The following is a 12,291-nucleotide window of genomic DNA, read 5'->3' on the forward strand; positions in this document are numbered from 1 at the left end:
ACAAACCGGCATCATCCGTTGACGTCAGGATGGCAGAAAAAACGCGATAAGGATGATATTATCTCAGGCTGATGATGCCGGCATTAACCCAAGAGCCAAATTATGAATAATGAAATACCGCTAAAATATTATGACATCGCCGATGAGTACGCGACGGAATGCGCAGAACCGGTCAGTGAATCTGAACGCGAACCTCTGGCGCACTATTTTCAGCTGCTGCTCACCCGGTTAATGAATAACGAGGAGATCAGTGAAAGTGCGCAGGAAGAGATGGCGCGTGAAGCCGGGATCGCTCCCGCGCGCATCGATGAGATAGCGACGTTCCTGAATCAATGGGGCAATGAGTAGCCCTGGATAAACGGGCGTGCTGTCAGACTGGCGCACGCCCCGCCTTCCGTAAAGCGCCGACGATAATCGGCTACACTTATACGCAGACTTCCCCTTTCACTTGTGTCCACAGCGCCATACCGGCTCTCTCCCTCGCCTTGCCAAAATTTATCATCCAGACTTAAATCAAAGGCGTGGTCTGCGCAGGCATTGTGCTTTACACTGCGCGCTGCAAAAATTGAGTTAATACACGATTAAGTAGGTGGTAACGGCGATGAACGGAACAATCACAACCTGGTTTAAAGATAAAGGCTTTGGATTTATCAAAGATGAAAACGGCGATAACCGTTATTTTCATGTGATTAAGGTCGCCAATCCTGAGCTGATTAAGAAAGACGCGGCGGTGACCTTCGAACCCACCACGAATAACAAGGGTTTGTCAGCTTATGCGGTAAAAGTGGTGCCGGAAAGCAAATACATCTATATCGCAGGCGAGCGTCTTAAGCTCACGTCGATCAAATCCTATCTGGTTTACAGCGAAGAAGTGCCTGCCGATACCCGCATTGATAAAGAAAATGCGGTGCTGTCCGTGGGCATCCTGATGAGCAGCATCAAGCCGAAATCAGACGTTAAGCCCGGTGATATGCGCTCGTTGAAAAAACTGGCAATCACCACCTTCCAGGGAACGACACTGATCTTCTCGGAAGATGAAATAGACATCGATGCCACGGTGAAACTGCTTAAGGTCTGACATCGTTCAGGCTGCCCCTGGGCCGACATTTTGCCTCTCAATGAGCAGAGTGTCGGTCCGCGACTGACCTCAATTCGCCCTCACCTTCCCCCTTGCAACCAGACCAATCGCTGCGGATTTCTCCCTGCGAGCTATACCGGTCCGGATGTTGATTCCGCTTAAAAGCCGCGAATATTTGTGTTCTTTGGTGCGGTTTTCACCCGAATGGCACAATCGGAAAGATGCCGGGCCACCCTCTCCTGCACTATCACTCCCGGAACCCTGTTCGTCACTCACAAGGAGTCAGCCGATGTTGAGAGGTAAAAGAGCCATTATTACGGGCGGAGGCAGTGGATTTGGCCAGGCGCTGACCGTCTGGTTAACCCGTGAAGGGGTAAATGTCGATTTTTGCGCGCGGCGCCCGGAGGATGTGCAGAAAACATGCGACCTGATCGCCACGGAAGGGGGAACGGCGAGAGGATATGTGTGTGATTTAGCACAATCTGAATCCGTTACCCACTTCTCTACGCAGCTCTTACGGTCCGATACGCCGGTGGATATTCTCATCCTTAATGCGGCGCAGTGGTTATCCGGGAATATAGACGATTGCGCGCCTTCAGAAATAATCGATACCCTTCAGTCCGGGCTAACCAGTTCAGTTTTGTTAGTTCAGGCGCTGTTACCCGCATTAAGGCGTTCGGCGCATGCTGATATCGTGTCAATGATTTCCGCCTGCGCTATCCCAAACTTCACCGATTCCATCGCTCATCCCGCTTTCTTTGCCAGCAAGCACGGCCTGAGCGGGTTTACCAATCAGCTATCGCACCAGCTGGCGGCAGAAAATATCCGCGTCACTGGGCTTTATCCCCCTGATTTTGAACTGACAAGTTTAGACGAGCCGACCGACAGTCGGGTCAAAATGGGGGAGCAGCTGCTGAACGGGCGATCGGTCTGGGAAACCATACGCTTTGTCCTCACTCAGCCCCGGAGCTGCCATATCAAGGCTATCTACTTTCAGGGCCCCACGCGCGAAGACCTCAACCGGGGGAGCGACAGCCATTGCGAATAGACGGAGCAAAGTCCCTGCCGCACAATCATACTGCATGCCCGGTTTCCTAAAGCGCCGCAAGGCGCTTTATTCTTTCATCTGAACGGCTTTATTGTGCCGACCTGAACTTTGGTTCGGGCAGAAGCGGCGGGGTTGAGTCTTCAAAACGGAGCCAGTTGTCCCAGATATCATGCACCTGCAACTCGATAAGCGCGATTTTTCGCATCGAGGCGCGGGTACCGATTATCGTTCCTCCCGCGCTGGACACCTCCGTTGAGACGGTGGCCTGGTGGAATCAATGACATTGGGGAATAACCCTTTTTTTATTAATGATTAATCTCCGCCTACCGACAGAGCACCCCGCGCTTCTCGTATCACCGACCATGAAGATGGCTCATGTTGTAATGAAATTTAGTCGCTTTCGCTCGGGCAATGACTCTGGCATAAAATATGTTTTATTAATCAGAGACAATATGATGATGACTGAGTGAAATAACCAGATAAAAACAAAGGATATGCTGGGATTCAGGGAATAACTTCAGTTTTCATATCAGAATTTAGGGTGCACCATCGCGATGAATAAAGATTTTACATTTGCTATTAAACGTAGTTGTTTCGATACCGGGTATAACCCCACTGATAATACGAGAATCACCACCAACTTTGCGAATTTGGCCAGAGGGGAAAACCGCGAGGAGAACTTGCGTAATACGCTGGTGATGATTGACAATCGTTTCAATACGCTGGCGTATTGGGATAATCCGAAAGGTGACCGCTACTCGGTCGAGCTGGAAATTATTTCGGTTGAGATGACAATCACTACTCAGGAGCGTCACGGCAGCTTTCCGGTCATTGAAATACTGAAAACCAATATCGTTGATAAAAAAACGCACGAACGGATTGACGGTATTGCCGGGAATAATTTCTCGTCTTACGTGCGGGATTATGACTTTAGCGTAAAGCTGTTGGAACACAATAAGCAGAAATCTCAGTTCAGCACCCCTGACGACTTTGGCGATTTACATGGCAACATATTTAAGCACTTCGTCAATTCAGATGAGTACAAAAAGAGCTTTAATAAGCCACCGGTTATCTGCCTCAGTGTTTCAAGCAAAGACACCTATCAGCGAACCGGGAATCAGCACCCGGTATTGGGTATCGAGTACCAGCAAAATGGATCGTCATTAACTGAACAATATTTCAAAAAAATGGGATTACAGGTTCGCTATTTCATGCCACAGAATAGCGTTGCACCGTTAGCTTTTTATTTTTCTGGTGATTTGCTCAGGGATTATACCAGCCTTGAGCTGATCAGCACCATTAGTACGATGGAAACATTCCAGAAGATCTACCGGCCTGAAATTTACAATGCTAACTCTGCCGCCGGGCAATTCTTTCAACCGAACCTGAGCCACCATGACCATTCATTAACTAAAATTGTTTATGATCGGGAAGAACGAAGCCAGTTGGCTATTGAGCAAGGGAAATTTACTGAAGAGCATTTTATCAAGCCATACCAGAATATTCTTGAACAATGGTCTGCAAGCTACGCGCGTTAATTAACCGAACATACAAGGCAATTTATTATGGCAATATTATTACCCACTTCAACGGCTGGCAGCTTACCTAAACCGTCCTGGCTGGCAGAACCTGAGAAACTGTGGTCACCGTGGAAATTACAAAACGAAGAGTTAATTGAAGGGAAAAAAGACGCGCTGAGCTTATCCCTGTACGATCAGCTGCGCGCCGGGATTGATATTGTCAGCGATGGCGAGCAGACGCGTCAGCATTTTGTCACCACCTTTATTGAGCACCTCAGCGGCGTTGATTTTGAGAAACGCGAGGTCGTTAAAATTCGCAATCGCTATGAAGCGAGCGTACCGACCGTTGTGGGCGCAGTTACGCGTCAAAAGCCCGTTTTTGTGGAAGATGCCAAATTTTTACGTCAGCTGACTAAGCAGCCCATTAAATGGGCGCTGCCAGGGCCAATGACGATGATCGATACCCTTTATGATAACCACTATAAAAGCCGGGAAAAGCTCGCCTGGGAATTTGCTAAAATTCTCAACCAAGAAGCTAAAGAGTTAGAGGCAGCGGGTGTCGATATTATTCAGTTTGATGAACCCGCATTTAATGTCTTTTTTGATGAAGTGAATGACTGGGGGATCGCTGCGTTAGAAAGAGCCATTGAAGGGCTTAAATGTGAAACGGCCGTACATATCTGCTATGGATATGGCATCAAAGCCAATACCGACTGGAAAAAAACGCTGGGAACGGAGTGGCGACAATATGAAGAGGCGTTCCCTAAACTGCAAACCTCAAATATCGATATCATCTCGCTGGAGTGCCATAACTCGCATGTCCCCATGGATTTGCTTGAACTGATCCGCGGTAAAAAAGTGATGGTGGGAGCGATTGACGTCGCAACGAATCATATTGAAACACCCGAAGAGGTTGCTGGTACGTTACGAAAAGCATTGCAGTTTGTCGATGCCGATAAGCTCTATCCTTCCACCAACTGTGGTATGACTCCCCTGTCTCGCCAGGTAGCCAGCGGTAAGTTAAATGCATTGAGCGCAGGCGCAGAAATCGTCCGCAGAGAGCTCTCGGCGAAATAACGCTGGCATCGCGGCCAACAACGCACCTGACGAAGCCGAGCGATCGGTGGAGTCAGGTCATCCGCGCGAGGCGCTAGCATTTGTCTTTGTCTTTTCCTTTGTCATTCTCGTCGTACTGCCCTACCGCAGGTAGCGATTTTATCTGTGCGGCCGCGGGTTAAGCGACCAGCGTCTTGCTCATATTGATTCCCGTCACCCAAAAACCGCTGGACTCATAGACGTACCGTGCGCGCTCGTTATCTCCGGCCACGCGCAGCCGGATATGCTCAAACGCCTGCTCTCGCATCGCCTGCTCAAAAGCACGAAGCGCCAGGGTCCCCAGCCCTTGCCCCTGGCAGACGTTGAAGATATAAAAATCACAAATGAATACAGACCGCATGGCCGTATCGGGCTTGTACCAGAGGTAACCTACATGCCTGTCGCGATTATCCGTCCGGGTAAAGAGACACAGCAAAACCTGCCCGGGCGTATTCACCCCCTCAGGAAGATCCTCAGCCATTTCCCGCTGCGCTCTTGCCAGCGAATCCTCTGCGGAAAGTCGATAGTTGGCGGCAATTTCTCGCGCATAATCCGCAATAAAATAGTCCTGATACGCCGGGTATTCTTCTTCACGCATGGGGCGAAGCATGATCATTATTTAATCCTTTTCGTGTGGCGCGTATTCCGCTGCGGTTAAAATATCCTGCTTCGTCATGATAACCTTGCTAACGCCATAGCGGGTGATGTTTAACATAGCGTTGCCCAAATCAATAATTGATAAAAACCGCTTTCCGGTAACGGCGCTGATAACGCGCATTAGCGGTGCGATAACGCTATACAATAACCGATAAGCCGGAGTACGCGAGTGCACTCCTGGGGCAGGAAGAATCAATGCCGGTCGGAAAATTGCGACTTTGCCCTCAAACATGGCCTGCAGTTTATTTTCCACTTCCCCGCGGACACGAGCCCACATTTGTCGGCTTGTACCACTACTGTCGGCCCCTGCGCCGGAAACATAAATAAATGTCATGTGTGGGCTACGCGCTTTCAACTGTTCTGCCACATGCAATGTCATATCACATGTCACCCGCCGGTAAGCCTCCTCACTGAGGCCGGAAGCACTCACTCCGGCGCAAAAGAAGCAGCCATCTACGTGGTCGAATACTGGGTCGGTGGCATTCAATGCCATCAAATTGCGTTCTACAATATACCTGACACGCGGGTCGGGATGGTTTTCCGGTTCGTTTCTGACCAGTAAAATAATCTCACTCACGTCTTTTGCAGCCAGACTTGTCTGCAGTACTCCCTGCCCAACCATACCGCCTGAGCCAACAATGACCACTTTCATCGGTTATTTCCTACAGATAGCGTATTGATTTAGCGCCGTTACCGGCGACACAGTGTTTAAAGGTGAAAACGCACGGAGCAGGCATTTATCTGCCGGCTCAGCGCAATATTTTGATAGCGTATTCGTATGGCAATACTCAGACGGTAATGGCCTTCCACATCATTCGAAAGCCGAGTTGCAGCAGCGCTTCTTTTTGTTCCGGCCGCTGTGCAATTTGTTCACTGGTTGCATCGGAGATATTCTGAATAACCGCGTAAATAAATGCTTTCGAATCGGTTACAAACAAGGATTGCTCAATAGCATCATCGAACATTTTATCTGCAAGGCTTAACGCCTCTGGCGTGCTGGCAAGCGTTTCGGCGCTCAGCAGGTCGGAAACGGCCAGTAGTCGGAGCACGCGTTTTCCTTGCGGATTCACCAGTGACCACTCGGTATAGCAGCGCCAGACGTGCATTATCTGGCTACGGAAGTCAGCCTCTTTGGGGTAATCCGTGACCAGCACTGCGGCCATATTCTGCTTCAGGGTCAGATAGACTTCGTTCAGCAGCTGCTCTTTTGTCGGGAAATAGGTGAATAGCGTCCCTACCGCGACCTTCGCGCGTTTTGCGATACTGGCTGTCGTTGCCGACAAGCCGCACTCGGCAACGGTAGACACCGCAGCCTCAATAAGTGCGGCGTGTTTCTGCGGGCTTAATGGTCTTGCCATCGTCCTCTCCAGGGCAGGAAAAATCATCCCGGTAATGTACAATATTTTGCTTTGCTCGCCCCGGCAATTTGCGAGGGCGAGATTGATTATTCAGGAATAAATCCGCTTTTGCCTTCAATCGCCACGGAGACCGAAATCTCCCTTTGCGATTCCAGTGAGCGGAGATTCTTCTCGTAGCTGTCTTTAAGGATCTGGAAAGCATCGGTACCTAAAACGGTGCGCAGCTGCGGTTCAGGCTGACGGCTCAGGGTATAGATCACTTGCGCCATTTTGCGCGGATCGCCGGCGTTGCTTTCTTCCCCATGTTCCACGACCCAGCGCCGTAGTTGGCCGACTATGCCATTTTTATAATCTGCGGTTTCTTCAGTCCAACGCGCATTGCTTTGGAAGTTCGTTTTTATGGAACCCGGCTCGATAATTTGTACGCTGATATTAAATTCGGCGACTTCCATCGCCACCGTCTCCGCAAACCCTTCCAGACCATACTTAGCCGCGTGATAGAACGCCCCGCCCGGGAAAGCAACCCGTCCGCCCATGCTGGTAATATAGAGTAGCCGCCCCTGTTTTTTACTGCGCATTGCAGGCAGGAACGCACGAGTAATATGTATCGGAGCCAGGAGATTAAGGGCCAGCTGATGCTCAATTTCCTGCTCGGTAAACTCTTCCATTGCACCAATAATCGCGCCACCGGCGTTATTGACAACGACATCACTGTCACCGTGCTTTGCAACCCTGCTCGTCAGGCTGGCAAAATCGGTAACGTCCAACTTTTCAACAATCAACTGCGCACCAAATTGCTGCTGCAATTTCTCCAGCGTGGCAGGGTTACGCACCGCAGCAACCACCGTGTTCCCCTCCCCCAAGACATGTTGTGTCAACGCCAGCCCAAGCCCACCAGAAGCCCCGGTAATAAACCATTTTTCAGTTTTAGCAGTCATCTTTTCCCCTTCGTTCCTCTGTGTAACACGCGGCCTGGTCACCTTGTTATGAGCAGGTATTGTCATTGCCATTAATTAATGACTGACTAGTCACTCAATTATATGGGTGATTATTGAGTTTGCAACAGGCGGCGGTAATTTTTTTCTCGAATGGACAGAAGAGATGTTGCCAGTGGCGCGGGTGAACGGAAAACGTCGTATGTATGTGCGGCCTGCCAGGCCAGGAATCACGCGTAATGTCGCAGATTGAATTAGCGCAGCTTCAAGACCTGGCGGAATAGCAGCCACTCAGCTTGCCGCAGACGATAATTCCGTTTTCCCGGCGGATTTGCGTCACCTCCGACAGCCTGCCGGCTGCGATGAGTGTGGAGCAGACGCTCTGTCGGCGCACTGCCCCCACGCAAGCCGGTTTTGATAACCTCAGGACGAGGTGTGTTACCACATTAAATCATCAGGCACTTTAAAATCGGCATACGGATCGTCTTCATCCTGCTCTTCCTGGCTGAGAGCACTGTGTAACACAATACTGTCAGCATCTCGCTGCGCAATTTTATCGGCTACGTTGGCCGGGATAATGGCGTACTCGCTCTCGCCATTGCTATGCACCGCCAAACGGGCGATAGCAAGACGACCGCTAATCAACTGCGCCTGAATGAGTTTATCGACAAATATTTTTTTAATGAGATTGTTGTCGGTAAAGTTAAAACCGATATCGCCTCTTCCAGGGACAATTCGGTTCATTTCGATAAGCTGTTTCACCTGAGCTTTATACTCTTTGGCTAAAACGGCCTGCTTTTGCTGCTCACCGAGCTGCTTATCACGTTCAAGCTGCGCTTTTTTGTTTTCTTCCACCGCTTCACGCGCTTCACGCGCCTGAACCCGCGATTTTTTAGCCGTTCGCTGGACTTTGGCCGCCTTTTTGCTGCTCACTAGCCCGGCTTTCAGCAGCTGCTCTTGTAAGGTGAGTTTTGTCATGTTGCCTCTAAACCCGTTGAGAAATTTCTGGGATTATAGCGGGAATGTTGAAGGCTGTACCAGAGCTGCATCCGTGGAGGGGATGTGGCTTGAGCGCTGCGCCCTCGGATATGAAGCGGCTTTGAGCAAACAGCTGGCCTTTATCCTGTGGAATGCCGGTAACGAAAAACCCGCACCGGGCGGGTTCATTTTTACCCGCGATCATGCTACTGCCTTCATCGCTGCGGCAAGCATCGGCGATGATGGCGTGGTGGATAAAGACTTGTCGTCGGTGAGCGAAAAAAGCATAATCGAGCAATCAAACATTAAGAACAAACCACATCGAGCACAAGAAATCACAATAGTGCATTCGGAAGGTTGTTTTACTGAAACAAGCAACACATCGCCTATTCCCCGTAAAAGCCGAATCTAAACGGAGTTCAAATGAATAATTATCGTATTGGTGAAGTGATTATCGATGAAGCAAGAATCGCCGCCGGCGTGAACAACGTAGCCGGACAGTTAAACCGAGATTACACTGATGCCGTCGTCATTACCGTTGTTCCCGGTGGAATTCTTTATACAGCAGATCTAACCAGGCAGTTGAATTTTGATATTAATATGGATTATATCTCCTGCCCTCATACTCCCGGCGATCGCAATAATAGCTCCACTATTGTCTATCACCAGAACATCGAAATTGCTAACCGGCATATCATTCTTATCGATGATGCTATCGAATCCGGGGGAACGATGAAGCGTCTTGTCGAATATATTTCAGGCAATTTCCAGCCAGCCTCCGTCTCAGTCGCCGTACTTTTTGTTAAACCGGGTAGAGTCAATATTCCGATAAAACAGTACTATGCCTATGAAATGGAAAGTGATGACCCGCTCATTGGTTATGGAATGCCATGGGATAATAAATATCGAAATCGTCCAAATGTCGCCAGGCTGATTAAGTAAATCAGTGGCATAAAGCAGCCTGCCGTAACGCCATCAGGCTGCTATATGACAAAGCACAATGGTTCAGACCGCTGAAAAACCCTGCGCGCTGCTGACCATAACCCTATTGCGGCCAGAGTGCTTGGCTTCATACAGTGCCAAATCTGCTTTACGCAGGACGGTGTACACATCATTTTCATTGTCACTAAATCCGGCCACGCCCAACGAAATGGTCACCTTACCGACGTACGGGAAATCAGCGTTGGCTATCTCTGTTCGGATGTATTCAGCCGTCGCAGCGGCCGCGTTCAGGTTGGTATAGGGCAGTAATACGACAAACTCTTCACCGCCAAACCGGCAGACCACATGTTCGCTGGCGCATAAATTTCGTAGCTTCTCGCTGAATGTCATGAGTACCGCATCGCCACCTTCGTGTCCGTAGCGGTCGTTCACGCTCTTAAAATGGTCGATATCAATAGCAATGACGCAATGTTCACCTAAGCGGTCGTACTGCTTTAACAGAGTGCTGAAGCCTTTACGGTTATAGAGTCCGGTAAGCGTATCCGTCATCGTCTCATCGCTGAGCGCATTGACCCTGCGAGTCATTATCAGCAGGTGCAGGCTGAGAGCTTCCTTAAGACGCTCTGCTTCTTTGTACCAGACGTTGATGTTGGCCAGTTTTTTAACCGTCGCCTCACCGTCTTCTGCCCGCGTGAACTCCGCAAGTTTCTCCAGCGGAGTCGAAATTCTGGCCGCAAAAATGGTCACCACGGTGACCGTCAGCAAGATGATCGCCAACGTGAACCAAAATGAATTCACCACCGTTTGCATTAATATACGCGATACGCTTTCTGTGGTGCCCGATATAATCACCTTCCAGTCGGCCTGCTTCAGACTGGCATAGCCGACAAGGCTGCCTTCACTCTTATCATCACCGAAAAAGTGTCCGTTCTGCTCTCTGACAATCTGTTCCTTGAGACCGGGAACAGAATTAAACCCGGTGCCGACTAAAGCAGGATCGCGATTAAATATGACTTTCCCATCATTATTAATAACGCTGACGTCTGTTGTTTTCTCATAAAAATGCATCTTCAGAATATCGCTGAGCATGCTCTCTTTCTGCAAATAGATACTTCCACCGATATAGCCAATATAATGGCCGGCGTGGTTAAATAACGGCTGAGAAATAAAAACAACATAGTTACCGGCTGCCGAAACGAATGGCTCAGAGATAAAAACTTTTTTCCCCGCAATGGCCCTTCTGCTGGCATCTGAATGCAGTTTTACCCCCACCAGATTGAGGCTTTCCGGAGACGCGGCCGCGATCACCGCTTCGGAATTGACAACCACAACCGAGTTGAAAAAGCCGGATTGCAAACGCAGTCTCTCCGCTTCATTTTTCAAATGCTCGATGTCGTTAAGTGCGGTTATCTGACTGGCGCTATAGGCCAGTTCCCGCTGTGCCGTTACCAGGTATCGATCGGTAGTGTCAGCCAGTTTTCGGGCGTAGGCAAGATTGTTCTCAAGCAGGCGATCCTCAATATTTCCCTTCTGAAAAACAGTTAAGGCGCTGAGCAACAACATAGATGTGAGCAGAATTCCTCCAACAGACAACATCAGCATCAGAGTGCGCAGATGCAGTTTTTTCCTTGGCATAAGTACTCACATCTCTTAAATTTTTTGTATTATCGACTTTTCCGCACAAAACATAAACAGCTTCTGACATCCGTTCCAGCAATAAATATGCGGGAAGTTGTGGCTTTTTATGATTCCGCTGCGGTATTACATGGAGATACCCGGTTTTTTGTATATATCAGGCATGTTTGTTCGGTGATGTTAGCTACCCCTTTTTCCCCTTGCAACCCACCTGTTTTGATAAAATTTTAATAATCATTCAAATACTAATAATAAAAAACGGGAACCATTAAGCTCCCGTTGTTATTTAACCCAGAGACTGGATTACATGTTCGCGATGATCGCGTCGCCAAACTCTGAACATTTCAGCAGTTTAGCGCCTTCCATCAGACGTTCGAAGTCATAAGTCACGGTCTTAGCCGCGATAGCGCCTTCGGTGCCTTTAACGATCAGGTCTGCGGCTTCGAACCACTGCATGTGGCGCAGCAGTAGTTAAACAAAATAACTGTTATTTATTGATTTTAAACATAAAGATTAGATTTTATGGTTTTAAACAACGAGTTCTAGCATATTGCTAACCCATTGATATTGCTTAATCGATTTTTAGTTTTGATAACCGTTTTTTAGGCAGATGCCAGGAAAGAGGCGCTTCCATAACATTTGAAAACCAGTCAGCTATTTGTTTTGCTGACGGCTGGTTCGAATGGAATCGTGAGGGTGACTAAAGGCAGCCCTACTTCATCCACCGAAAAGACGAGCAACCCGTTTTTATGGCGGCGATCGGCAGCGTACCGTTCGAGCGCGGAGATGAAGTAGAGGGATTTTTGATTGTGACCGCTGCGGCTGATCAGGGGCTGGTCGATATTCACGACCGCCGCCCACTCGTCCTTGTGCCGGAAGCAGCGCGCGAATGGATGAGGCAGGATATAGGGGGAAAGGAAGCCACCGAAATTGCCGCCGACGGATTAGTGTCAGCGGACCATTTTACCTGGCCCCCTGTTTCCGGCTCCGTCGGTAACGTGAAGAATCAGGGACCAGAACGGATAGAAAAATTCAGCTAAACAAA

13 protein-coding genes and 3 pseudogenes are annotated in these 12,291 nt (G+C 49.1%); 9 read left to right on the top strand and 7 right to left on the bottom strand.

Annotated features, from left to right (window positions below; genetic code table 11):
- Positions 1-102 precede the first annotated feature (102 nt).
- From ACMYSK_RS08855 to ACMYSK_RS08880, 6 genes and pseudogenes are all read left to right on the top strand, one after another.
- Complete coding sequence (locus tag ACMYSK_RS08855) at positions 103-348, top strand: YmjA family protein (RefSeq protein ID WP_434641985.1); 246 nt, start codon at positions 103-105, stop codon at positions 346-348.
- Between the two features lie 253 nt (positions 349-601).
- Entirely contained in the window at positions 602-1,078 is a 477-nt protein-coding gene (locus ACMYSK_RS08860; protein ID WP_032717235.1) for a cold-shock protein, read from the top strand.
- Between the two features lie 289 nt (positions 1,079-1,367).
- A pseudogene (locus ACMYSK_RS08865) lies at positions 1,368-1,901 on the top strand (SDR family NAD(P)-dependent oxidoreductase); the annotation flags it as partial.
- Positions 1,902-2,126: a hypothetical protein gene (locus ACMYSK_RS08870; RefSeq protein ID WP_434643989.1), complete on the top strand. Its 225-nt coding sequence runs from the start codon at positions 1,902-1,904 to the stop codon at positions 2,124-2,126. It begins immediately after the preceding pseudogene.
- Between the two features lie 554 nt (positions 2,127-2,680).
- Positions 2,681-3,664, top strand: a complete 984-nt coding sequence (locus tag ACMYSK_RS08875) for a DUF1852 domain-containing protein (RefSeq protein ID WP_434641988.1) — start codon at positions 2,681-2,683, stop codon at positions 3,662-3,664.
- 27 nt (positions 3,665-3,691) lie between these two features.
- On the top strand, positions 3,692-4,723 hold the full coding sequence (locus ACMYSK_RS08880; RefSeq protein WP_434641991.1) for a methionine synthase: 1,032 nt from the start codon (positions 3,692-3,694) through the stop codon (positions 4,721-4,723).
- 157 nt (positions 4,724-4,880) lie between these two features.
- On the opposite strand, the gene ACMYSK_RS08885 is transcribed toward ACMYSK_RS08880, so the two are convergent.
- The 5 genes from ACMYSK_RS08885 to ACMYSK_RS08905 form a co-directional block, all read right to left on the bottom strand.
- Positions 4,881-5,357, bottom strand: a complete 477-nt coding sequence (locus ACMYSK_RS08885) for a GNAT family N-acetyltransferase (RefSeq protein ID WP_434641995.1) — start codon at positions 5,355-5,357, stop codon at positions 4,881-4,883.
- A 3-nt stretch (positions 5,358-5,360) separates the two neighbouring features.
- Complete coding sequence (locus ACMYSK_RS08890) at positions 5,361-6,050, bottom strand: NAD-dependent epimerase/dehydratase family protein (protein ID WP_434641998.1); 690 nt, start codon at positions 6,048-6,050, stop codon at positions 5,361-5,363.
- Positions 6,051-6,186: 136 nt separating this feature from the next.
- Complete coding sequence (locus tag ACMYSK_RS08895; RefSeq protein ID WP_434642001.1) at positions 6,187-6,756, bottom strand: TetR/AcrR family transcriptional regulator; 570 nt, start codon at positions 6,754-6,756, stop codon at positions 6,187-6,189.
- A gap of 86 nt (positions 6,757-6,842) precedes the next feature.
- Positions 6,843-7,694, bottom strand: a complete 852-nt coding sequence (locus ACMYSK_RS08900) for an SDR family NAD(P)-dependent oxidoreductase (RefSeq protein WP_434642004.1) — start codon at positions 7,692-7,694, stop codon at positions 6,843-6,845.
- A 435-nt stretch (positions 7,695-8,129) separates the two neighbouring features.
- Positions 8,130-8,669, bottom strand: coding sequence for a DUF2058 domain-containing protein (locus ACMYSK_RS08905; protein ID WP_434642006.1), 540 nt, complete (start codon positions 8,667-8,669; stop codon positions 8,130-8,132).
- On the opposite strand from ACMYSK_RS08905, the gene ACMYSK_RS08910 reads away from it, so the two are divergent.
- Together ACMYSK_RS08910 and ACMYSK_RS08915 are read left to right on the top strand one after the other, a co-directional pair.
- On the top strand, positions 8,668-9,081 hold the full coding sequence (locus ACMYSK_RS08910; protein ID WP_434642009.1) for a hypothetical protein: 414 nt from the start codon (positions 8,668-8,670) through the stop codon (positions 9,079-9,081). The two genes, ACMYSK_RS08905 and ACMYSK_RS08910, sit on opposite strands and share 2 nt — an antisense overlap.
- A gap of 11 nt (positions 9,082-9,092) precedes the next feature.
- Positions 9,093-9,611, top strand: a complete 519-nt coding sequence (locus ACMYSK_RS08915) for a phosphoribosyltransferase (protein ID WP_434642012.1) — start codon at positions 9,093-9,095, stop codon at positions 9,609-9,611.
- 63 nt (positions 9,612-9,674) lie between these two features.
- Here the strand turns inward: ACMYSK_RS08915 and ACMYSK_RS08920 are convergent, their stop codons facing one another.
- Together ACMYSK_RS08920 and ACMYSK_RS08925 are read right to left on the bottom strand one after the other, a co-directional pair.
- Positions 9,675-11,246 (bottom strand): sensor domain-containing diguanylate cyclase, encoded by a 1,572-nt coding sequence (locus ACMYSK_RS08920; RefSeq protein WP_434642015.1) that lies wholly within the window; start codon positions 11,244-11,246, stop codon positions 9,675-9,677.
- A gap of 303 nt (positions 11,247-11,549) precedes the next feature.
- A pseudogene (locus ACMYSK_RS08925) lies at positions 11,550-11,717 on the bottom strand (isocitrate/isopropylmalate family dehydrogenase); the annotation flags it as partial.
- Positions 11,718-11,896: 179 nt separating this feature from the next.
- Here ACMYSK_RS08925 and ACMYSK_RS08930 point away from each other — a divergent pair.
- Positions 11,897-12,286, top strand: a pseudogene (locus tag ACMYSK_RS08930) (SOS response-associated peptidase family protein); the annotation flags it as partial.
- Between the last annotated feature and the right edge of the window lie 5 nt (positions 12,287-12,291).

Origin of the sequence: Klebsiella sp. I138 (assembly GCF_051131765.1) — a bacterium.
GTDB lineage: Bacteria > Pseudomonadota > Gammaproteobacteria > Enterobacterales > Enterobacteriaceae > Klebsiella.